The following is a 21,290-nucleotide window of genomic DNA, read 5'->3' as shown; positions in this document are numbered from 1 at the left end:
TTGCAGCACGAGCCTTTCATATAGGTGCGAGCGTGGGGCCACGCGCTCCGGTATCATGACGATCCCACTTTTTGCGCAGCGCGGCAATGGAACTTCTCACAGCTCTGGTCGATATCGTTTTGCACCTCGACGTGCATCTCGCGGCCCTTACCGCCCAGTACGGCACCTGGATTTACGCCATCCTGTTTTTGATCATTTTTTGTGAAACGGGGCTGGTCGTCTTCCCCTTCCTGCCGGGCGACTCCCTGCTCTTCGTGGCCGGCGCACTGGCGGCCACCGGCGGCATGGACATCTGGATGCTGTGCGGTGTGCTGCTGACCGCGGCGGTGCTCGGCGACAACGTGAATTACTGGATCGGCCACACCCTCGGCCCCAAGGTGTTCCGCTGGGAAAACTCGCGCTTCTTCAACCGCAAGGCCTTCGACAAGACCCATGCGTATTTCGAGTCCCACGGCGGCAAGACGATCATCATTGCGCGCTTTCTGCCCCTGCTGCGCACCTTCGCGCCGTTTGTCGCCGGCGTGGCGCGCATGACTTACCCGCGCTTCGTGAGCCTCGATTTTCTGGGCGGCTTCATCTGGATCTTTTCGCTCACCTGGCTGGGCTACGGTTTCGGCAATCTGCCGGAGGTGAAGAAGAACCTGTCCCTGGTGATCCTCGGCATCATCGCCATCTCGCTGCTGCCGGTGGCCATCGGCTGGCTGCGCGGGCGCCGGGCGCAGGCGGTATAAGGGTTCGGCATGAAGAATATCGTCATCCTGATTTCCGGCCGCGGCAGCAACATGGAGGCCATCGTGCGGGCGCAGATTCCCGGTGCCCGGATCGCTGCGGTGATCGCCAACCGGCCCGATGCGGCAGGCCTCGCCTTCGCTGCCGCCCACGCCATTCCGGCCATCGTTGTCGATCACAAGGCCTATCCGAGCCGGGAAGCCTTCGACGCCGCGCTGGCCGAGAGCATCGACGCACTGGCGCCCGATCTGGTCGTGCTGGCCGGCTTCATGCGCGTGCTCACCGACGGCTTCGTGGCGCGCTATGCTGGCCGCCTGCTCAACATCCATCCGAGCCTGCTGCCGTCCTTTCCCGGCCTGCACACTCACCAGCGGGCACTGGAGGCGGGCGTGCGGGTGCATGGCACGACGGTCCATTTCGTCACCCCGACCCTCGATTGCGGACCCATCGTGGTCCAGGCCGTGGTGCCGGTTCTGTCCGGTGACGACGAGACCACGCTGTCGGCCCGGGTGCTGGTGCAGGAGCACCGCATCTATCCGCAGGCCGTGCGCTGGTTCGTTGAAGACCGCCTGACCCTGACCGACACGGGCCGCGTCCAGGTTCGCGGCGAAGCGGCCGGTCCGGCTGGCTGGACGGTGCCGCCTGTCGAGCTCTGACGCACCTGTGGCCGTATTCAGCGGACGTAATCGCAGCCTTTCCGTGGCCATCGCGGTGTCCGCGGTGGTGCACCTGATCGTCCTGATGAGCCCCTCGTGGCGCCTACCGACCGAAGACGCCAGTGTGTTGCCGCCGCTTGATGCGCGCCTGACGCCCCTGCCGAAGCCGGGCCTGCGTCAGTCGGATGAAAAGCGGGTTGTGCTGGGCGATGCCCCGCCGCCGCGCCCGCGCCCCAGGCCCCGCAAACCGTCGCGTCCGGCCGAACCGCAGGCCGCGACGGGGCCGACGGCCGACGTGGTGCCCGATCCGTCGCTTGCGAGCAGTGCGGGTGACGGCAAGGATGTTGCGCCGCCAACGGATCCGTCTGTCAGCGTCGACGCGTCGACCGGCACCGACGGCAAGGCCGGCGCGCCCGGTCTCGCCGAGTTGTGGGCGGCGTCGGGCAAGGTCCAGTACAACGTGATCCGCGGCGAGCAGAACTTCATCATCGGTCGCACCACCCATGCCTGGACTCACGACCAGACGCACTACTCGATGGAGACCGTGATCGAAACCTCCGGCCTCGTCGGCCTGCTGAAACCCTTCCGGATGGTTCAGCGCAGTGAAGGGCGTATCGGGCCGAAGGGCCTGCTGCCCGAAAAATTCACCGTCGAACGGGACGGCAAGGTAAAAGAACGGGCCGATTTCGATTGGTCCTCGGCCCAGGTCGTGCTGGTTGCCGGCGAGCGGCGGCGGGAGTTCTCCCTCGCCGAGGGCGATCAGGACGTGTTGTCGCTCATGCACCACCTGGCCCTTCAGCCGGAAGGCCCGCTGCGCGCCGAACTGCTGGTGGTGACCGGCAAGAGCGCCGTGCGCTCGGTCATCGAGAACCTCGGCATCGAGGAAATCGAAGTGCCCGCTGGCAAGGTTTCCGCCTACCATCTCGGCAGCAGCGGTCACCGGGGCGAGTTGAAGATCGATATCTGGCTCGCCCGGGATTACGCAAACCTGCCTGTTCGTCTCAAAATCACCGACAAGAACGGCGATGTGCTCGACCAGGTCGCCACCGGCGTTGACCTCGGCACACGCTCCAGGCAGTAAACTCCACCGCATTCCGCCGGGCGCGCCTGCGTCCGGCCGTTTTTTCAGTATCGGATTTCCATGACCATTACCGCCGCCCAGATCAACTCCGCCAGCCAGGCCCTCCGCTCCATCCTGCGTTTCGACTACCCCGCCGACTCGGTGCTGTCGCGCTACTTCCGCGACTTGCGTGACGAACTGGGCGCCCGTGACCGGGCCTTCGTCGCCGAGGCCGTGTATGGCGTGCTGCGCCGCAAGCGCACCCTCGAACGCATGTGCGTGCCGGAGAGCTCCACCCGCCACCTGGTTCTGGCGTGGCTGGCCCGTGTCGAAGGCACCACCCTGCGCCAGCTCGGCGACGGCCTGCATGGCCGCGATACCGATTTCTTCACCGCCGTGAAGGGCCGCGAGATGGGCGAACTCAGTCTGGCCGAGTCCGCCGACATGCCCGACTGGCTGGCCGAGCGCCTGCTCGCCACTCTCACCCCGGAGCAGGTCCTGACCCTGGCCCAGAGCCTCAATCGCCCGGCGCCGCTGGATCTGCGCGTCAATCCGCTCAAGGTCGAGCGCGATGTGCTCATCGAACAGCTGAAGGCCGAAGGCATCCATTGCGCCGCCGGCCGTTATTCGCCGCTGGCCATCCGCCTGGAGAACAAGCCGGCCCTGCAAAAGCATCCGAAGTTTCTCGATGGCAGCTTTGAAGTGCAGGACGAGGGCAGCCAGCTGCTCGGTTTCCTCATGCAGCCCAAGCGTGGCGAAATGGTGGTGGACTTCTGCGCCGGTGCCGGTGGCAAGACGCTGCTGCTTGGCGCCCTGATGCGCAACTCCGGCCGTCTGTACGCCTTTGACGTGTCGGACAAGCGCCTCTCCAAGCTCAAGCCGCGCATGGCCCGGTCCGGCCTGTCGAACATCCACCCGGTGGTCATCGCCAGCGAGAACGATCCGCGCGTCAAGCGCCTGGCGGGCAAGATCGACCGCGTGCTGGTGGATGCGCCGTGCAGCGGTCTCGGCACCCTGCGCCGCAATCCGGACATCAAGTGGCGCCAGAGCCCCGAGGCTCTGGCCGAACTGACCGTCAAGCAGGCGGCGATCCTGGCCAGCGCGGCCCGTCTGGTCAAGCCGGGCGGCCGTTTGGTCTACGCCACCTGTAGCCTGCTGCCCGAAGAAAACGAAGCCATCGTCGCCGCCTTTCTGGCCGGCAACGAAAACTTCACCCAGATCAGCGCCGAAGAAGTGCTCGCCAAACAGGGCATCGTGATTGCCTGCGGTGAGCAGTTGCGTCTGACGCCGGCGGCCCACGACACCGACGGCTTCTTTGCCGCAGTACTGGAACGCAAGGCCGGATGAACAGGCTGCGCCTGCCGCTGGCAGGCCTGGCGCTGATATTCGCGAGCGGGGCCGGGGCTGTGTATGCGCCGGAACCGTCGGTCACCATCGCCGCGCGGGGAAATGTCGAGATTGCCTTTTCCCCGCACAACGATCCGGAAGCGGCGCTGTTGCGGGTCATCGGCGAGGCGCGTGAACAGATACTCGTGCAGGCCTACCTGTTCACCAGCAAGCCCCTGCTGCGCGGCCTTGTCGAGGCCCACCGGCGCGGGGTCCGCGTCGAGGTGCTGCTGGATGCCGAGATGAACCGGCCGGCCTCGCCCAGCGTGTTGCCGCAATTGATGGCGGCGGGCATTCCCGTCGCCGTCGAGACCCGCTACAACATCGCCCACAACAAGGTGATGATCTTCGACCCGGCCTCGAGCCGCGGTGCGGTGGCGACCGGCTCCTACAATTTCACTCGCGCGGCGCGGCTCAGCAACGCCGAGAACTTGTTGATCCTGCGCGGCAATCCGGCGCTGGTGAAGATCTACCTGGAAAACTGGCAGCTGCACAGGGCCGAAGCCCGGCTCCTGCGCAGCCTCGACGAGCTGCCCGGACGGAAGAGGAAAGAAAGTGGAAGAGAATCAGATCGCGCAACTCCTGATTGATCTCTGGCAGGACAGCCAGAAGCCTGAAATGCTTTGGCAAGTGGGTGTGCTCGTCTTTTGCCTGGTCATCGCGGCGGTGATCTCCCGGCGCATCCGGCTGATGATCCACCTGCGCCGCGAGGCCAATCCTGCGCTCACCAAGGGGGGGAGCGAGGAGGGCCTGCGCCGGGTGGTCTTTCCGCTCACGGCGCTGGTCATCGTGCTGGTGGCGCGCAGCATTCTCAGTCACTGGCACCACGTCAATCTGTTCAAGCTGGCGGCTCCGCTGCTACTGGCCATGGCGGGGATCCGCCTGACCGTTCATGCCCTCAAGCGGGCCTTTCCGCAGGCCGGCTGGCTGACCACTTTCGAGAAGTTCTTTGCTACCGCGGCGTGGGTGGTGGTGGCTCTGCACATCACCGGCGTGCTGCCGACCGTCATCGATGGCCTCGAGCAGATCGGCTTCAGCATCGGCAAGGCCAAGCTCAATCTGTGGATGCTCTTGCAGGGCATCCTGACGGTGCTCGTGACGGTGCTGGTGGCCCTGTGGATCGCCGGCGCCATCGAGAGCCGGCTGATGCGCACCGAGGGCCTCGATCCCAACATGAAGCTGGTGTTCGCGCGGCTCTCGAAGGCTTTGCTGCTGGTGTTGGCGGTGACGCTCGGCCTGCCGCTGGTGGGGATCGACCTGACCGCCCTGTCGGTGTTCGGCGGGGCGCTGGGCGTCGGCCTGGGTTTCGGCATGCAGAAGATCGCCGCAAACTACGTGTCGGGCTTCATCCTGCTGCTCGATCGTTCGATCCGCATGGGCAATTTGATTTCGGTGGGCAACGAGCGCGGCATCGTCAGCCAGATCACCACCCGCTACACGGTGCTCAAGGGCATGACCGGCATCGAGTCCATCGTGCCCAACGAAACCCTGGTGGGCTCGGTGGTGCAGAACGAAACCTTCACCGATCCGAAGGTACGGATCTCGCTGCCGATCCAGGTCAGCTACGCCGCCGACCTGGAGCAGGTCATGAGCATCCTGGTGCTGGCGGCCAAGACCCAGCCGCGGGTGATGGACGATCCGGAGCCCAAGGCCTTTGTCGAGGCCTTTGCCGACAGCGGCATCAACCTGCAGCTCGGCTTCTGGATCCGCGATCCGGTCGAAGGCACCCTCGGCATCCGCTCGGCGATCAATCTGGAGGTCTGGCGACGCTTCAAGGAGGAGGGGATCGAAATTCCCTTTCCGCAGCGCGAGGTGCGCATCCTCAACCCGGCCCCCGGGCTGCCGATAAGCCCTGCAAGCGCAGGTGTCTCCGCCGTACCACAGTAAAACTGGCCCGGCCGTGCCAGCGCCACCTATTTGTGTGCACTCCCCGGTTTGATGGGGGCGCTCTCGACTAGAATCCGCGCACTATTCCATGAAGGACGCTAGGGCCTGTTCTCAATTGCTGAATCATCGGCATGCCAAATGGAAGCCGTGTCAAAAAAGTTGTTTACGGTCAATGACATAGCAAGGGGGCTGTTCACAGCGGTCTGAATCTGCTTATATCCTGATTTTTCGGCTGAGCTCAGGATGGATCGGAAGATGCTGCGCGACGACCAGTGGGCGCGCATTGAACAACTCTTGCCCGGCAAGGCGACCGACCGTGGTGTTACGGCCAAGGACAATCGGCGCTTCGTCGAAGCGGTGCTGTGGATCATGCGCACGGGCAGTCCGTGGCGCGATCTCCCGGAGGAACTGGGGCATTGGCACCGGACCTTCGTTCGCTTCTCGCGCTGGCGCGAGAAAGGGGTGTGGGAGCGGGTTGCCACAGCGCTGCGTAGCGAGGCCGACATGGAATATCTGTTCCTCGACTCGACGATCGTGCGCGCCCACCAACACGCTGCCGGCGCCCAAAAAAAGCGGGCGACCCGCAAATCGGCCGCTCGCGGGGTGGATTGACCACCAAGTTGCATGTGGCGGTGGATTCCCTGGGCAATCCAGTGCGAGTCATTCTCACGGCAGGTCAGATCTCCGATATCGGACAAGCGGGCGCACTCATCAAAGATCAGCCCGCCGAGTTCATTGTGGCCGACAAGGGCTACGACTCGGATGCCTTTATCGAAACCATCACGGCGCAAGGCAGCCAGGCGGTCATTCCACCTCGCGCCAACCGACTCAACCCGCGTACCTTCGATCGCCATATCTACAAGGACCGCAATCTGATCGAGCGCTTCTTCTGTCGGATCAAGCAATTCAGACGTATCGCTACGCGCTACGACAAACTCGCACAGTCATTCCTGTCCTTCGTTCATCTCGCTTGTGCTTTCGTCTGGTTGGCGTAATTGAGAACAGGCCCTAGGCCTGATGTTTTCCGGACTGCTTGATCTGCCGTGGTGGGGCTATGTCCTCACCACCCTCGCGATGACTCACGTGACCATCGCCTCCGTTACCATTTTCCTACATCGCCACCAGGCACACCGGGCACTCGACCTGCACGCGCTGCCGTCGCTGTTCTTCCGGTTCTGGCTGTGGCTGACCACCGGCATGGTCACCAAGGAATGGGCAGCCATCCACCGCAAGCACCACGCCAAGTGCGAGACCCCCGAAGATCCCCATAGTCCACAGATATTCGGCATCAACAAGGTTTTGTGGACCGGTGTGCTCCTGTACGTGAAGGAGGCCAAGAATCGCGAAACCATCCAGCGCTATGGCCACGGCACGCCGGACGACTGGATCGAGCGCAACATCCTGTCGGCTTTCCCCAAGTTCGGCATCGTCATCATGCTGGCGGCCGACCTGCTGCTCTTCGGCGTCTGGCCGGGCGTGCTGATCTGGGTCGTGCAGATTGCCTGGATTCCCTTCTGGGCGGCCGGCGTCATCAACGGCCTGGGGCATTTCTGGGGCTATCGCAATTACAACTGCGCCGACGCCTCCACCAACCTGTTTCCGTGGGGCATCCTGATCGGTGGCGAGGAACTGCACAACAATCACCATTCGTTCGCCACCTCGGCCAAGCTGTCGGCGCAGTGGTACGAGTTCGACATCGGCTGGATGTACATCCGCATCCTCGAAATCCTCGGCCTCGCCCGGGTCAAGAAAACCATTCCGACGCCCAAGTTCGGCGCCGCCAAGGCCCATGCCGATTTCGATACGCTGCAGGCCGTCATTACCTGCCGCTACGACGTGATGACCCGCTACGTGCAGTCCCTCAAGGCGATCGCCCAGGAAGAGTTCGCGGCCCTCAAGGCCCAGTCCGGCGACAAGCCCAGCGTCAAGGAGCTGCGTCGCTGGCTGGCGGCCGAGGACAGCGAACTGTGTGCCGAGGAAAAGCGGCGCCTGGCTTCGCTCCTCCAGGCCAACAAGCGTCTTGAGACCGTGGTCACCATGCGCCAGGAGCTCACCGCCCTGTGGGCCCGCTCGACGGCCACCCGCGAGCAGCTTCTGCAGCAGTTGCAGGACTGGATTGCTCGCGCCGAGAAGAGCGGTATTCAGCAGCTCGAGGAGTTCTCCCTGCGCCTGCGGCGCTACGCTGTCTGAATTCCGTTTTACGACCTGCCCTGCAAACCCGCCCGCCAGGCGGGTTTGTTGCTTCTGGAGCTGTACCGTGAGCAAACTGATCCTGTTCAACAAACCCTTCGGCGTGCTGTGCCAGTTCACCGGCGAGGCCGGCAAGCAGACCCTCGCCGAATTCATCCCGGTGCCCGGGGTGTACGCCGCCGGCCGCCTCGATGCGGACAGCGAGGGTTTGCTGGTGCTGACCGACGATGGGCTGCTGCAGAAGCGCATTGCCGATCCGCAGCACAAGCTGCCCAAAACCTACGTGGTGCAGGTCGAAGGCTGTGCCGACGAGGTGGCGCTGGCCCGCTTGCGGGCCGGTGGGCTCGATCTGGGCGACTTCGTCACCAAGCCGTGCGAGGCGCGCCTGATCGACGAGCCGGCCTGGCTGTGGCCGCGCCATCCGCCGATCCGCGAACGCAAGTCGATTCCGACCAGCTGGATCGAGATCGTGCTGCGCGAGGGCAAGAACCGCCAGGTGCGGCGGATGACCGCCAAGGTGGGGTTTCCGACCCTGCGGCTGATTCGTGCGCAGATTGGCGAGTGGACGCTGGAAGGCTTGTCGCCCGGCAACTGGCAGGAAACGTCGGCGCCGACAAGCAAGCCGCTCTCCCGCGGTGGACGCAATTCGTGTTAACGTCGCCCGGGTTTTCCTTCTGTCGATGGTTTCCCTCATGGCCCTGACTTTCTCTTCCCCGTTCCTTCGTGTCGTCTGTGCCGGCGTGCTGGCCGTGGCTGCCGTTCCGGTGCTCGCCGACAGCCCGATGCCGCTGACCGAACTGAGCATCGGCATGTACCGCATCGAAGCGGAAGTCGCCGCTACCCAGGAAAATCGCATGGTCGGGCTGATGCAGCGTCGCAGCATGCCGGCGAACCACGGCATGCTCTTCGTGTTCACCGAACAGCAACGTCACTGCATGTGGATGAGGAACACCCTGCTGCCCCTGTCGGTGGCCTTCCTGGACGAGCAGGGACGCATCCTCAACGTGGAGGACATGCAGCCCCAGACGGAAGACAACCACTGTGCTGCCAAGCCGGCGCGTTTTGCGCTGGAGATGAACCTGGGCTGGTTCAAGCAAAAGGGGCTGGCGGCGGGGACGAAGATCAACGGTGTGGAACGCCTGGCCGCTCAGGCCAGGTAGTGCCCGTGGGTCGGACTGAAGTCCGACCCACGGAATATAAAACGGCGCCGCGAGGCGCCGTTTCTCGTTGCTGCAGAGATCGCTCAGGCGGTCAGTTCGAGCAGCTTGCCGAAGGCTGTGGCGAACTGGGCGAGGCCGTCCTGCTGCAGGCGTTCGCCAAGCACGTCCATGTCGAGCCCGAGACGGGCCAGTGCGGCGATGTGGGCGGCGTCGGCTTCGACATCTTCGACAATGCGATTTTCCGTGACATCACCGTGGTCGGCGAAGGCGGCGAGGGTGGCATCCGGCAGGGTGTTGACCGTTTCCGGCCCGATCAGCGGCTCGACGTACATCAGGTCGAAGTAGGCCGGGTTCTTGGTGCCGGTACTGGCCCACAGCATGCTCTGCGGGCGTGCGCCCTTTTCGGCCAGCGGTGCGAAGCCGGCGCCGTGGAAGCGCGCCAGGTAGCGCTGGTAGGCTTGACGGGCGAGGGCCACGCCGGCGATGCCGCGCATGTCGAGGGCTTCCTCGGTGCCGATTTCTTCGAGCTGCTTGTCGATCAGGGTATCCCAGCGGGACAGGAAGACGCTGGCCACCGAGCGCACCTTCGACAGGTTGCCACCGGCCGCGGCCAGCTTTTCGAGGCCGCGCTGGTAGGCGCCGGCCACCGCATCCACGTGGGCGAGGGAGAACATCAGCGTGACGTTGATGCTGAGGCCTTCGCCGGTGAGGGTTTCGATGGCGCGTACGCCGGCGGCGGTGGCGGGAATCTTCACCAGCAGGTTGTCGCGGGCCACGGCCGCAGAGAGGCGACGGGCGGCCGCAACGGTGCCGGCTTCGTCGTCGGACAGGGCCGGCGACACTTCCAGGCTCACGTAGCCGGCGTCGCCCTGGCTGGCGTCAAATACCGGGCGGATCACGTCGCAGGCACGCTGCACGTCCTCGATCACCAGGCGCTCGTAGCGCTGCTCGGCCGTCAGGTTTTCGGCGCGCATGGCGTCGAGGGCCGGGCGGTAGTCCTGCCCCTCGGCGATGGCCTTGTGGAAGATCGCCGGATTGGTGGTGACGCCGGCGACGCCGTTGTCGATGTGGCGGGCGAGCTGACCTTCGTTGATCAGGGAGCGGGACAGGTTGTCGAGCCAGATTTGCTGGCCGGCGGCACGGGCGGCTTGGATCGGATTCATGGAGGCGGGCTTCGGCGTGACGGTGAGTGGGAATGATGTCGCCATTCTGGCGGAATCGGTGGGCAGATGAAAGGGATGGTGCTCAGCGCGGCGGCCAGTGGATTTCGAACTGGCCAGCCCGGCCGGTGGGACGTGCGGCACCGCCGGCAATGGCGGGCAGGCGGCCGAGAAAGGTCGGCTCGCCGCTGATGGTGCCGTCGAAGCGTGGCGTCTGGCCGTAGGGGGCTTCGCCCTGACCATTGACGATGACTTCGCCGGTCAGGGTGTGCACGCTGTAGCGAAGGTGGCCGGCCTGGGCGCTGAGGCGGATGTCGTAGTCGCCGAACTGGCGCCCCGGAAACAGGGCGCTGCGCGCGCCGCGCCACAGCAGGCGGGCTTCGCCGCTGCACTTGCCGTCGGGCGGGCAGTGCCAGCGGGGCGATTCGATGGTCAGGTCACCCTGCCAGCCGGCCCGCGCCACCGGGTGCGGAATGGGTGAAAGGGCGGTGTTGGCCGGGGCGTGGAGGGAAAACTGCGAGACGCTCAGGCCCTGGATGCCGGCCTCCACCGTACCGACCGGGGTGCCGCTGCTGGAGAAATGCCAGGCCACCGCCAGGTGCCTGAGGGCTGCGGCGTCGAAATCCCAGGCCAGCGGCAGCCACGGGCTCAGGCTGCGTCCGCCGGCATCCCGGCTGGCCAGTACGCCACGGCCATGCCACAGGCTGCCTTCGGCCTGCTGCAGGCGCAGGGCGTCGCTGGTGAAGTGGGCGACAAGGCCGTCAAGGAGGCTGGCTGGCGCCTTGGCGATCAGCAGTGCGAGGGTCAGGCACAGAAAGAGCAGGAGCTTCTTCAGCATGGCGGTTCAGGGGGCCGCGGGAAGGGCCAGAACGGCGTCGATGCTGGCCTGCACGCCTTGTTGCTGCAGCTCCATGCGCAGCACGCGCAGGCCCTGATCGTGCTGGACGGCGGCGAGCCAGGCGATGAGATCGTCGAAGCCGGCCTGACCCTTTACGTGCAGACCTTCGCCGCCGCTCTGGATGCTGAGCGCCAGCCCCCGGCTTTTGGCGCTGGCCTGGGCCATGTCGAGGAGGGCGGTGGCGGCCGGGCGCTGGGGCGCCGGTTGGGCGCGCAGACGGGTGATTTCGGTGGCCGATTCCTGCACTTGCTCAAGTTGGGCTTCGGCCCGCGGCACGGCACGGCCGAGGCGGATGCGTTCGTTGCGGCTCCAGTCGAGGGTGGTGAGCACGATGCCGATACCGACGACGGTGGCGGCCATCAGCACCAGTCGGCGTTCGCGCGGGCTGATGGCCTGCCAGGACTGCACCAGACGGGCGAGGGGGGACTGGCCGGTGACGGTTTGGGCGGTGCTCATTGCAGATTCTCCTGACGCAGGAGGAGGTGGGTGGTGGTGCCGTCCTGACGCAGGTTGGCGAGCAGGCCGCGACTGCTCAGCAGGCCGACGATGGCTTCGGCGCGGGTGGCGGCGGGGCCGCTGAGGGTCAGGTCGAGGCGACCGTCTTCGTAGCGCAGGGCGACGATGCCGCTGGCCGCGTCGGTGCCGAGGGCCTCGGCGGCCTGGGCCATCAGGGCGAGGGCGTCGTCGTCGCGCAGGAGGCCATGGCGGGCCCGTTCGAGGTTGAGCTGCTGGCGCATCTGGGCTGCCGGGGCAACCACCGGTGCGTTGGGGAAACTGCTGCGATAGACCCGTTCGATACGTTCGCCGACGCTGCCGAGGTGCTGCTTGAGCCACACCACTTCGCCGACATTGACGAGCAGCCAGACGGCCAGCGCACTACCGCCGAGGATGAGCGCCGGACGCAGGTTGCCGATCCAGGAACTGCCGCGGGTGCGATCGGCAAACTCGCCCTGCAGCAGGTTGGCGGCCTTGCGGTCGGCGCCCTGCCACCACAGGTAGGGGCTGCCGGCTTGCACGGGCGTGCCGGTTTCGCTGTGCAGGATGGCCAGATCGGGGGCTGGCGTGCCGGGAGCGCTGTGTACTTCGATATGGGCCGGTGCCGTGTTGGCGGCACGCGAGGTGGCGGCCTGCTGGGCCAGCAGCGGGATGAGGATGTCGTTGTCGAGGACCAGGCCGCTGTTCGGTCCGCTGCGCAGGATGGCGCCGCCAGCTGACAGGCTGAGCTGCCAGGCGTCGGGGCCGGCTGGCGCCGTCTGCACTTCGGCCACCACGCGGCGGGGCGGGCGGCCGATGGCGGTGAGCTGGGCGATCAGGTTGCGCAGACGGTCACGGGCGATGATCAGCACGCCAGCCAGGTCGCGCTCGCCGTCATCGGCCGGACGGCGGTGGCTGACGGTCAGGTGCTGGGTGTCCGGGTCCTTGAGCAGCCGGTCTTCGAGGGCGTAGGCCAGGAGGCGCGGCAGGTCGCGGCGGGCGCTGCGTGGCAGCGGGACTTCGAGCCACAGGCACTGGGGGCCGGTGAGGACGACTTCGCACTCGGCGGCGGCCGGCCAGTGGCGAGGCTCGGAATGGCCTTCTTCAATGCGTTGGTCGTCAGGCCCGAGGAGCACCCACGGGCAGTCTGGCCGGGTTGGCCATTGTTCGTCGATGGCGAGGAGGAGGCGGGTCATAACAGTTTCTGCCAAACGATGGTGGGCCAGTTCTGGCTGCGGTCCAGCAGCACTTCCATGCGCACCATGGACACGCCGAAGCGGGCCCGCCCGGTAGCCAGGAAGTAGGTGCTGGTGGTGGCCAGAGTGGTGGTGTCGGGGGCGACGTCGGAAGCGGGCAGGCGGGCGCTGAAATCGGCCACGTCCTTGAACCAGGCCCGGTTGCGCTGAACGATCAGGACTCGGGCGGCGTCGAGGGTGAGGCCGGCCACGGCGGCGGCGAGCACTTCGGCGGGGGCGGTGTTGACGTTGACCCGGGTGCTGGCAGTGCCGACCGGCAGGGTGGAGACGAAGGGGCTCAGGCGGGCCACCAGGTCGGGGCTGAAGCCGCGTACCTGGGTCAGTTCGGAAACGGCCACGAGGGGGCCGTTGGCGGGTCGGCGGGCCGGCGTCTGGGCGCCGTACCAGGACGATTCGGCCCCCCCTGGCAGGCGCGGCGTGTCATTGGTGTCGAGCCAGTCGAGCAGCGCTGCGCTGAGGTTGAGGGCCTCCGCTTCACCGATGCCGACCAGACTGAGGAGGCGGCGGAACTGTTCGAGTTCCAGCAGGTTGGGGCCGTCGGCCTGGACCAGGTTGTTGAGGTTGATGCGCCCGGAAAGATCCTGCAGTTCGCCGCTGACTTCGCCTTCTTCCACCGGGGTCGGTGGCACCTTGACAGCCCACGCTTCGCCCAGATGATCGACCTGGGTGGTGCGGGCGTCCTCGGCCAGCACGTTGCGGGCCCAGTCCACGGCGCCGCGGGCCAGTTGGCGGGCCTGGGCCTGGTCGTGGCGGCCGATGATCTGGTCCATCGCCACGCCGAGATCACCGACGGCCGCGGCGGCGAGGCCGGCGACGAGGGTGACCGTGAGCAGGGCGAGGATCACCGCCGCGCCTTTCTGGCGGCGCGATGGAGGGGCGTGGGACGGGCGTCGGGGCTGCATCAGCGGAGGGAAATCATGCGCGTGATGGTGCCTGTGTCGGGCAGGTCGATTTCGAGGATCACTGCGTCGGGCAGGGCGTTGCGGCGGTCGGATGGAGGCCAGGCGTCGAGGCGGATGTTCTTTTGCAGGAAGCGCCAGCGCAGGTCGCGGACGTTGTCGAGCAGCGGTTCGGCGGTGGGCTGGCCGATGGCGTCGCGGCCGCTCCAGCGCAGCCATTCGAGATGGCCGTCGACAAGGCGGAAGCCGACTCGGCGTACCCCGCGGGTGTCGTCGAGGCGCAGGAACTGGAATTCCGGGCCCCCCCCGCTGGCGGCGCGTCCGAGGATCATCGCCGGGGCGGTGTTTGTGGTCGGTGTGTCTGTGGTGCGCTGGTCGGCGGGGGAGACCGCCTGCAGCAGGTCGGTGTCGATACGCTGCAGGGTGCGGCCGATGGCGCGCCAGCGCACGAAGTTCTCTTCGAGGCGGGCGCGGCTGGTGCTGATTTCGGCCAGGGCGCGGTAGGACAGCACGCCGAGGATGGCGAAAATGGTCAGGGCGACCATCAGCTCAATGAGGGTCAGGCCGCGCTGGCGTGTGCTGCGGCGGGTCATTGCAGCGGCCGGGCCACGTAGCCGCTGAGGCGGGCGATGGCGTGTGCGTCCGAGGCCTCGCTGTAGACGCTCACGTCCACCCGGCGGAACAGCGGGTTGGCGGTGCTCTTGACCTCCTCGCGCCAGCGGTAGGTGCGCCCGGCCTGGTCGGCGCTGCCTTCGCTGGTGCCGGGAGCGGGCCAGGCCTGGGTGGCGCGCAGTTCGGCCAGGCGGTTTTCAGCGACCCAGTCGCCGATCAGGCGCTCGCGCAGTTCGGCGGACGACTGGGCGGTGACGCCCATGGCGCGAAAGGCGGCGCTCAGGGCGATGGCCAGGATGGCCAGGGCGACGAGGGTTTCCAGCAGCGTGAAGCCGCGCGCCCGGCGCATCATGAAGAGATGCGCCCCGGCATGTCGAGGATGACCTCGCCATTGGCCTTGCCGCGCAGGCGTGCTTCGCCGGTGGGGGTGGCGACGCGCAGTTCGTATTCGGGGGTCTGACTGCCGAATTGCAGGCGCGGGCTGGTGGCTTCGATCTGGCCGTCGAGGCGCAGGCCGGCCCACGACAGGCCGCCGGGCAGGGTGCGTTCGGTGAACACCGGCGGATCGTTGAGGGGCCGCCAGTTGTCGTCCGGATCGAGGGCCGAGAAGCGGTAGCCGTCGGGCAGCAGTTCGATGGCGATCGGCCGGCCGCGCACGATGGCCCGGTCGGCGGTGGCTTCGAGGACCAGGCGCAGGCGCCTGAGGGCCTGGTCGGCATCCCGGCCGCGCAGGCTGTCGAGGCCGATGCTGATGCCGGTGGCCATCACGCCCATGATCACCAGCACCACCATGATTTCGATCAGGGTGAAGCCGGCGTTGCGGTGGGCGGGATGGCGGGGCCGAAGCATTGAGGCTCAGAGGCTCCAGGAGCCGATGTCGGCGTCGAAGCCTTCTCCGCCGGAGACGCTGTCGGCGCCGAAGCTCATCACGTCCACTTCGCCCTTGAGGCCGGGGATCACGTACTGGTAGGGCTTGCCCCACGGGTCCATGGGCAGCTTGTCGAGGTAGGACTTCCAGTTGTCGGGCACCGGCGCGGCGGTGGGCTTGGTGACGAGAGCCTGCAGGCCCTGCTCGGCGCTGGGGTAGCGGCGGTTGTCGAGCTTGTAGAGCTTGAGCGCCTGCATGACGGCGGAGATGTCCTGCTTGGCGGCGACGACCCGCGCTTCGTCCGGGCGGCTCATGACCTTGGGCACCACCAGGGCGGCGAGTACGCCGAGGATGACGATCACGACCATCACTTCGATCAGGGTGAAGCCGCGGCTGCGGCGAGGTGTGTTGCGCATGGTTCTTCCTTATTTCATCAGGGTGTTCATGTCGATGATCGGCTGCATCACGGCCATCACGATGAGCAGCACGAAGCCGCCCATGGCGAGGAGCAGGATGGGTTCGAGCAGCGCGGTGAGCGTGGCGGTGCGGTTTTCGAGTTCGGCCTGCTGGAGCTTGGCGGCCCGATCGAGGAGTTCGTCGATGCGCCCGGTGGCTTCGCCGTTGGCCAGCATGTGGATCAAGAGCGGCGGAAACTGGCGGCTGGCACCGAGGGCCTTGGACAGCGGTTGGCCTTCGCGGACGCGTTCGGCAGCGATGCCTACCGCGTCGGCCAGAGGCAGGCGGCTGATGACCTGGCGGCCGGCGTCGAGGGCGGCGAGCAGGGGCACGCCGCTGCCGGCGAGGATGGACAGGGTGCTGGCGAAACGGGTGGCGTCGAGGGTGCGCAGATGCCGGCCGAGGAAGGGCAGGCCGAGCAGCCAGGCGTCCCAGCGGCGCTTGACGTGGATGTCGCGCAGGGCGGCGCGGGCAGTGAAGACGGCGCCAATGAGGAGCAGCGCAGCCAGCCAGCCCCATTCGCGCAGCAGGGCACTGACGACGATCAGCGCGCGGGTGAGGAAGGGCAGGGTCTGCTTGCCCTGCTGGAAGACCGAGATGACTTGCGGTACCACGTAGGTCATCAGGCCGACGATGACCAGCAGCGCGACGCTGGCGACGATGGCCGGGTAGAGCAGGGCCTGCAGGGTCTTGGTGCGCAGGGCGTGGCTGCGGTCGAGGTAGTCGGCCAGCTGGTTCATGACCTTGGCCAGCTCGCCGGATTTTTCACCGGCCGCCACCGAGGCCCGGTACAGCGTGGAGAAGGCCTGCGGGTAACGGTCGAGGGCCGCGCGCAGGCTGTAGCCGGCGAGGATCTCTGAGCGCACGCCGGCCAGCAACTGGCGGGTGGCTTCGGTTTCGGCCTGTTCGATGAGGGCGGCGAGGGCTTGCTCGACGGTCAGGCCGGAGGCCAGCAGGGTGGCCCACTGGCGGGTCAAGAGGGTGAGATCGGCGTCGCGCAGCTTGCGGCGCACCGACTTGCTGCCGGCGCTGCCCTGGGTGACGCTGGCGACTTCGAGCGGAAACAGGCCGCGCTCGCGCAGCAGGCCGCGGGCGGCCTTGCCGGTGTCGGCTTCGAGGACGCCGGCGGATTCCTTGCCGGCGTTGTCGAGCGCACGGTAGCGAAAGGCGGTCATGGGTGCTCAGCGCAAGGTGTGGTCAATCCCGCGTCACCCGCAGCAGCTCTTCGGCCGAGGTGATGCCGTCGGCCATCAGCCGATAGCCGTCGTCGCGCAGGCTGTGGGCGCCCTTCTGACGGGCGTGGGCACGCAGGTCGGCTTCGTCGGCGGCGGTGTGGATGAGGCGTTGCAGGGCGTCGTCGGAAACCATCAGTTCGTAGATGCCGGTTCGCCCGGCGTAGCCGGTGCGTGTGCATTCGGGGCAGCCGGGGGCGTGCCACAGTCGGGCCGGGGTGTCGGGGCCGAGGAGTTCGCGGTCGGCAGCGGTGGCCGGCTCGGAGGTACGGCACACCGGGCACAGTTTGCGCACCAGGCGCTGGGCAAGTACGCCGCGCAGGGTGGAGGCGAGCAGGAAGGGTTCGACGCCCATGTCCACCAGCCGGGTGACCGCCGAGGCGGCGTCGTTGGTGTGCAGGGTGGCCAGCACCAGGTGGCCGGTGAGGCTGGCCTGGACGGCGATCTGGGCGGTTTCGAGGTCGCGGATTTCACCGATCATGATCACGTCCGGATCCTGCCGCAGGATGGCGCGCAGGGCCTTGGCGAAGGTGAGCTCGATCTTCGGATTGACCTGGATCTGGCCGACGCCGGGCAGGTCGTATTCGACCGGGTCTTCGACGGTGACGATGTTGCGGCTCTTGGCGTCCATGCCCTGCAGTGCGGCGTAGAGCGTGGTGCTCTTGCCGGAGCCGGTGGGGCCGGTGACGAGGAGGATGCCGTGGGGCTCCTTGAGGAGTTCGGCAAAGGGCGCGACGGTGTCTTTGGCCATGCCCAGGCTGTCGAGGCTGCGCTGACCGCTGCCCTTGTCGAGCAGGCGCAGCACGATGCGCTCGCCGTGGGTGGTGGGCAGCGTGGATACGCGCACGTCCACCTGGCGGCCGGCCAGGCGCAGGGCGATGCGGCCATCCTGGGGCAGGCGCTTTTCGGCGATGTCGAGGCTGGCCATGATCTTGATCCGCGAGGCCATGGCGGCGTGCAGGGCCCGGTGCGGCTGGGCTACGTCGACCAGCACGCCGTCGCGGCGAAAGCGCACCACGGAGTTCTTCTCGTAGGGTTCGATGTGGATGTCGCTGGCCTGCTGGCGCACGGCCTGGGTCAGCAGGGCGTTGATCATGCGGATGATCGGCGCGTCGTCCTGGGTGTCGAGAAGGTCTTCGACGGTCGGCAGCTCGGTCATCAGCTGGGTGAGGTCGACCTCCTGGCCGACGTCGTCGACCACGGCGGCGGCGTTGCCGTCGGCGCCGGAATAAGCTTCGGAAATGCGGGCTTCGAAGGCGGCGCGCGAGACGCTCTCGATGTGCAGTGGCACGCCGAGGTTGCGGCGCACTTCGGCGAGGGCCGACAGATCGGCCCCTTCGCGCAGGATCAGCTCGGCGTGCTCGGCGCTCCGGGCGGCGACGAGAATGCCGTGGGCCTTGGCAAAGGCGTAGGGCAGGGCCGGCGTGCTCATCGGGTGTTGCTGGCGGTGGGCTCGACCGGGGCCGCGGCGGCCGGAGCTGGTGCGGCAGCCGGCGGGGTGACGGGTTGCTCGCGTGGTGGGTAGAAGGGCACGGCCGGCGGCGGGCTGCCGACGGGCGGCAACTGGGGCGGGGTGGTCTCGCCGCGCATCAGGGCGTCGACTTTGTCGATGGCCTGCTGCTGGCCGATGACGTAGTTGTAACGGTCGGCGGAAATGCCCTGAATGCTGGCTGCGTCGCGCAGGATGACCGGGCGCAGGAAGACGATCAGGTTGGTCTTGCCGCGCTTGCGCGTGTCGTAGCGGAAGAAGGCGCCGAGGTAGGGAATGTCGCCCAGCACGGGGACTTTTTCCTGGCCGCCACTGTAGGTGTCCTCGACGAGGCCACCGAGGGCGATTACCGCGCCGTCGTCCACCAGCACGGTGGATTCGATGGAGCGCTTGGTGGTGGTGGGGCCGTAGGTGGCCGACGAGGTGGAGTCGATCACCGCCGAGGCTTCCTGGTAGATCTGCAGGCGCACCGTGCCGCCTTCGGAGATCTGCGGCTTGACCTTCAGCGTCAGGCCCACGTCCTTGCGTTCGACGGTGGTGAACGGGTTGGCGGTGGCGCCGCCGGTGGCGGTGGCGTAGGAACCGGTGGGGAAGGGCACGTTCCTGCCGACGACGATCTTGGCTTCCTCGTTGTCGAGGGTGACCAGGTTTGGCGTGGACAGGATGTTGGCGCGGCTGTCGGATTCGAGCAGGCGGGCCAGCAGGTTGAGGTTGGCGATCTGCTTGCCGCCGACGCTGATGGTGCCGCCACCAAGAATCAGGTTGAGGCCGTTGCCGGGCAGTGTCGTTCCGCTGCTGGAGGCCAGGCTGGTGGCCAGACTGAGCACGTTGTTGCCGCCGGAGCTGAAGCTGGTGCCGCCATATACGCCGGTGGAGCCGATCTTGCCGGCCTGCCACTGGATGCCGATCTCGGCGGCTTTTTCGGTGCTGACTTCGGTGATCAGGGCTTCGACGTAGACCTGGGCGCGGCGCTTGTCGAGCTGGTCGATGACCTTGCGGATGTTGTTGTAGATGGCATCCGGCGCCGTGATGATCAGCGAGTTGGTCATCGGATCGGCCTGGACGATGCCATTGCCGCCGGTGTTGCCGGACGTGTTGCTGCTGAAGGACGGGGTGGTGCCGGTGCCGCCGGTGGTCTGGCTGCCGGTGCCGGTGCCGGTGCCGGTGACGCCGGTGCTGGTGGTGCTTGAGCCGAAGCTGGTGCTGCTGCCGGTGGTTTGCCCGGCGTTGCCCGCTTCTCCCGTCAGTACCGCGCGCAGGGTCTGGGCGACCTTGGTGGCTTCGGCGTTCTTCAGGTAAACCACGTGGATGTTGCCGGCGGCGCCGGGTTGATCGAGGTTGGCGACCAGTTGGCGCACGGCGTTGAGCTTGGACGGATTGTCGGAGCGCACCAACAGGCTGTTGGTGCGCGGATCGCCGATTACCGTGATGCGCTGGCTGGCGTCGCCGGCCACGCCGCCGCCGGTGCTGATGCCGCCACTGCCGTCATTGAGCAGGCGGGTGACGGTCTGGGCGAGATCAAGGGCCGAGGCGTGCTTGAGCGGAATGACCCGCATGTCGGCCTGGGGTACGTCGATGGATTCGACGATCTGGGCGATGCGCCCGATGTTTTCGGCGTAGTCGGTGACCACCAGGGAGTTGTTGCCCGGGTAGGCGGTGACCGTGTTGTTGGGCGACACCAGCGGGCGGATCACCGCGACCAACTGGCTGGCCGATTCGTGCTTGAGATTGAAAACCTGGGTGGTCAGGCGGTCGCCGCCGCCAGCGCCATTGCCCTTGCCGACCGGCACGGCGTGCAGCTTGGCGTCGGCTTCGGGGACGATCTTGGTGATGCCCTGGCCTTCAATGGCGGCGTAGCCCTGCAGGCGCAGCGCAGAAAGCAGGATCGGGTAGGTCAGGTTGCGGGCTACCGGGCGGGCCGTGACGATGTTGAGGGTGCCCTTGACCCGCGGGTCGACGACAAAATTGCGCCCGGAAATCTTCGAGATGGCCTGGATTACCGCGCCGATGTCGGCATTCACGAAGTTGAGGGAGACGGGCTCGCCGACAGCCGCAGGCGCGTCGTTCCCGGAGCCGGCTGCGATGGCCGGCAGCGGCAAGGCAAGGGTCGCGGCGACGGTGGTGGCAAGGCTGGCGGCGAGGAGCCGGCGGGCGAACCCCGGGCTGCGGCGGGCAGATTTCATTGGCTGGGGACGGGTTGTGCCGGGAAGCCGGCAGGGAAAGGACGTTGAGCGGAGTCGGGCGCGCCACTGGCGTCGCCATTGAAATTCTGGGCTGGCGGCATTGCGCTCATGCCAGAGGCCGGGGGGGCGCCGCCTGGCGCTTCGGTATTGCCGCGCTCGGCGAGTTTGACGGTTTGACGCAGGCCGCCGGTGGCGATCTCGATGCTGTCGCCCTTGACGAGGGCGAGGCTGACGCCGGGCTGGATGTCCTGCCCTTCGACGACGCCCTGCTGGGCTCCGCCATCGATAGAAACGATGGCCCAGCCGGGGCGCCCGTTGCTGCCGGTGACCACCGCTTGCAGGGTGTAGCGGCTGGGCGCGGCGACAGCGGCGGGGGCCATGGGGTCGCCCGCCGCGGATTGCCCCATCAGGTGCCGACTGGCGATGGCCAGGGCGGCAGCCTGCGGGTCGGCCAGGCTGGCCACGGGCAGGGCCGGCGCGCGCGGTGCGCTGAAACGCCAGAACAGGTCAGCCGCTACCCAGGCCGCAATGGCCAGGGCGCAGCCCCAGGCCAGCAGGGGGCCGAGGCGCATGGCGCGCTGCCAGGGAAGGCGGGTCAGGTCGAAGCGTTCGGAGAGATTCATCGGCGGCGCTGCACAAAAGACCGTCAATGTTATCCGGCCTGTGTTACGGACGAAAGCTCTGTGATGTCGCAG

At 67.1% G+C, this 21,290-nt stretch carries 23 protein-coding genes; 10 read left to right on the top strand and 13 right to left on the bottom strand.

The genetic code is table 11. From position 1 onward, the window contains the following. Positions 1 to 86: 86 nt before the first annotated feature. From ETQ85_RS12100 to ETQ85_RS12055, 10 genes are all read left to right on the top strand, one after another. Positions 87 to 731 carry a DedA family protein gene (locus tag ETQ85_RS12100; RefSeq protein WP_148579323.1) on the top strand — a complete coding sequence of 215 codons (645 nt, stop codon included), beginning with the start codon at positions 87 to 89 and terminating at the stop codon, positions 729 to 731. A 9-nt stretch (positions 732 to 740) separates the two neighbouring features. Next, positions 741 to 1,385, top strand: coding sequence for a phosphoribosylglycinamide formyltransferase (purN, locus tag ETQ85_RS12095; RefSeq protein ID WP_148579322.1), 645 nt, complete (start codon positions 741 to 743; stop codon positions 1,383 to 1,385). Positions 1,386 to 1,428: 43 nt separating this feature from the next. Then, complete coding sequence (locus ETQ85_RS12090) at positions 1,429 to 2,466, top strand: DUF3108 domain-containing protein (protein ID WP_148579321.1); 1,038 nt, start codon at positions 1,429 to 1,431, stop codon at positions 2,464 to 2,466. A 60-nt stretch (positions 2,467 to 2,526) separates the two neighbouring features. Then, positions 2,527 to 3,792, top strand: a complete 1,266-nt coding sequence (locus tag ETQ85_RS12085) for an RsmB/NOP family class I SAM-dependent RNA methyltransferase (protein ID WP_148579320.1) — start codon at positions 2,527 to 2,529, stop codon at positions 3,790 to 3,792. Then, a complete protein-coding gene (locus tag ETQ85_RS12080; protein ID WP_148579319.1) occupies positions 3,789 to 4,421 on the top strand; it encodes a phospholipase D family nuclease in 633 nt (210 codons plus the stop codon). The genes ETQ85_RS12085 and ETQ85_RS12080 overlap by 4 nt, the downstream gene beginning before the upstream one ends. Next, entirely contained in the window at positions 4,387 to 5,718 is a 1,332-nt protein-coding gene (locus tag ETQ85_RS12075; RefSeq protein WP_246128750.1) for a mechanosensitive ion channel family protein, read from the top strand. The genes ETQ85_RS12080 and ETQ85_RS12075 overlap by 35 nt, the downstream gene beginning before the upstream one ends. 243 nt (positions 5,719 to 5,961) lie before the next feature. Further along, positions 5,962 to 6,713, top strand: a protein-coding gene (locus ETQ85_RS12070) for an IS5 family transposase (protein ID WP_246128628.1) whose coding sequence is annotated in 2 segments (ribosomal slippage) — positions 5,962 to 6,289 and positions 6,289 to 6,713 — 753 coding nt in all. Because the reading frame shifts where the segments join, the coding sequence is not laid out codon by codon here. 22 nt (positions 6,714 to 6,735) lie between these two features. Further along, positions 6,736 to 7,908: a DesA family fatty acid desaturase gene (locus tag ETQ85_RS12065; protein WP_148579318.1), complete on the top strand. Its 1,173-nt coding sequence runs from the start codon at positions 6,736 to 6,738 to the stop codon at positions 7,906 to 7,908. A 67-nt stretch (positions 7,909 to 7,975) separates the two neighbouring features. After that, positions 7,976 to 8,563 (top strand): pseudouridine synthase, encoded by a 588-nt coding sequence (locus ETQ85_RS12060; protein ID WP_148579317.1) that lies wholly within the window; start codon positions 7,976 to 7,978, stop codon positions 8,561 to 8,563. Between the two features lie 37 nt (positions 8,564 to 8,600). Then, positions 8,601 to 9,068: a DUF192 domain-containing protein gene (locus tag ETQ85_RS12055; protein ID WP_148579316.1), complete on the top strand. Its 468-nt coding sequence runs from the start codon at positions 8,601 to 8,603 to the stop codon at positions 9,066 to 9,068. 83 nt (positions 9,069 to 9,151) lie between these two features. Here ETQ85_RS12055 and tal read toward each other — a convergent pair whose 3' ends face one another. From tal to ETQ85_RS11990, 13 genes are all read right to left on the bottom strand, one after another. Further along, entirely contained in the window at positions 9,152 to 10,231 is a 1,080-nt protein-coding gene (gene tal / locus ETQ85_RS12050) for a transaldolase (RefSeq protein WP_148579315.1), read from the bottom strand. 82 nt (positions 10,232 to 10,313) lie between these two features. Then, on the bottom strand, positions 10,314 to 11,066 hold the full coding sequence (gene gspN / locus ETQ85_RS12045; protein WP_148579314.1) for a type II secretion system protein N: 753 nt from the start codon (positions 11,064 to 11,066) through the stop codon (positions 10,314 to 10,316). A 6-nt stretch (positions 11,067 to 11,072) separates the two neighbouring features. Continuing rightward, entirely contained in the window at positions 11,073 to 11,582 is a 510-nt protein-coding gene (gene gspM, locus ETQ85_RS12040) for a type II secretion system protein GspM (RefSeq protein ID WP_148579313.1), read from the bottom strand. Beyond that, positions 11,579 to 12,796, bottom strand: coding sequence for a type II secretion system protein GspL (gene gspL, locus ETQ85_RS12035; RefSeq protein WP_148579312.1), 1,218 nt, complete (start codon positions 12,794 to 12,796; stop codon positions 11,579 to 11,581). The genes gspM and gspL overlap by 4 nt, the downstream gene beginning before the upstream one ends. Continuing rightward, complete coding sequence (gene gspK / locus ETQ85_RS12030) at positions 12,793 to 13,758, bottom strand: type II secretion system minor pseudopilin GspK (protein ID WP_148579311.1); 966 nt, start codon at positions 13,756 to 13,758, stop codon at positions 12,793 to 12,795. Before gspK ends, gspL begins: the two co-directional genes overlap by 4 nt. Next, entirely contained in the window at positions 13,758 to 14,348 is a 591-nt protein-coding gene (gene gspJ / locus ETQ85_RS12025; protein ID WP_148579310.1) for a type II secretion system minor pseudopilin GspJ, read from the bottom strand. The genes gspK and gspJ overlap by 1 nt, the downstream gene beginning before the upstream one ends. Then, positions 14,345 to 14,719 carry a type II secretion system minor pseudopilin GspI gene (gene gspI / locus ETQ85_RS12020; protein ID WP_246128749.1) on the bottom strand — a complete coding sequence of 125 codons (375 nt, stop codon included), beginning with the start codon at positions 14,717 to 14,719 and terminating at the stop codon, positions 14,345 to 14,347. Before gspI ends, gspJ begins: the two co-directional genes overlap by 4 nt. Beyond that, entirely contained in the window at positions 14,716 to 15,216 is a 501-nt protein-coding gene (locus ETQ85_RS12015) for a GspH/FimT family pseudopilin (RefSeq protein WP_148579309.1), read from the bottom strand. Before ETQ85_RS12015 ends, gspI begins: the two co-directional genes overlap by 4 nt. 6 nt (positions 15,217 to 15,222) lie before the next feature. Then, positions 15,223 to 15,651: a type II secretion system major pseudopilin GspG gene (gene gspG / locus ETQ85_RS12010; RefSeq protein WP_148579308.1), complete on the bottom strand. Its 429-nt coding sequence runs from the start codon at positions 15,649 to 15,651 to the stop codon at positions 15,223 to 15,225. A gap of 9 nt (positions 15,652 to 15,660) precedes the next feature. Further along, positions 15,661 to 16,866, bottom strand: coding sequence for a type II secretion system inner membrane protein GspF (gene gspF, locus ETQ85_RS12005; RefSeq protein WP_148579307.1), 1,206 nt, complete (start codon positions 16,864 to 16,866; stop codon positions 15,661 to 15,663). Positions 16,867 to 16,888: 22 nt separating this feature from the next. Next, on the bottom strand, positions 16,889 to 18,355 hold the full coding sequence (gene gspE / locus ETQ85_RS12000) for a type II secretion system ATPase GspE (protein WP_148579306.1): 1,467 nt from the start codon (positions 18,353 to 18,355) through the stop codon (positions 16,889 to 16,891). Next, positions 18,352 to 20,595: a type II secretion system secretin GspD gene (gspD, locus tag ETQ85_RS11995; protein WP_148579305.1), complete on the bottom strand. Its 2,244-nt coding sequence runs from the start codon at positions 20,593 to 20,595 to the stop codon at positions 18,352 to 18,354. Before gspD ends, gspE begins: the two co-directional genes overlap by 4 nt. Further along, positions 20,592 to 21,218 carry a type II secretion system protein N gene (locus ETQ85_RS11990; protein ID WP_148579304.1) on the bottom strand — a complete coding sequence of 209 codons (627 nt, stop codon included), beginning with the start codon at positions 21,216 to 21,218 and terminating at the stop codon, positions 20,592 to 20,594. The genes gspD and ETQ85_RS11990 overlap by 4 nt, the downstream gene beginning before the upstream one ends. Positions 21,219 to 21,290: the final 72 nt, after the last annotated feature.

Source organism: Zoogloea oleivorans (assembly GCF_008107625.1).
GTDB classification, from domain to species: domain Bacteria; phylum Pseudomonadota; class Gammaproteobacteria; order Burkholderiales; family Rhodocyclaceae; genus Zoogloea; species Zoogloea oleivorans.
This window is presented reverse-complemented; position numbering and strand designations above follow the sequence as displayed.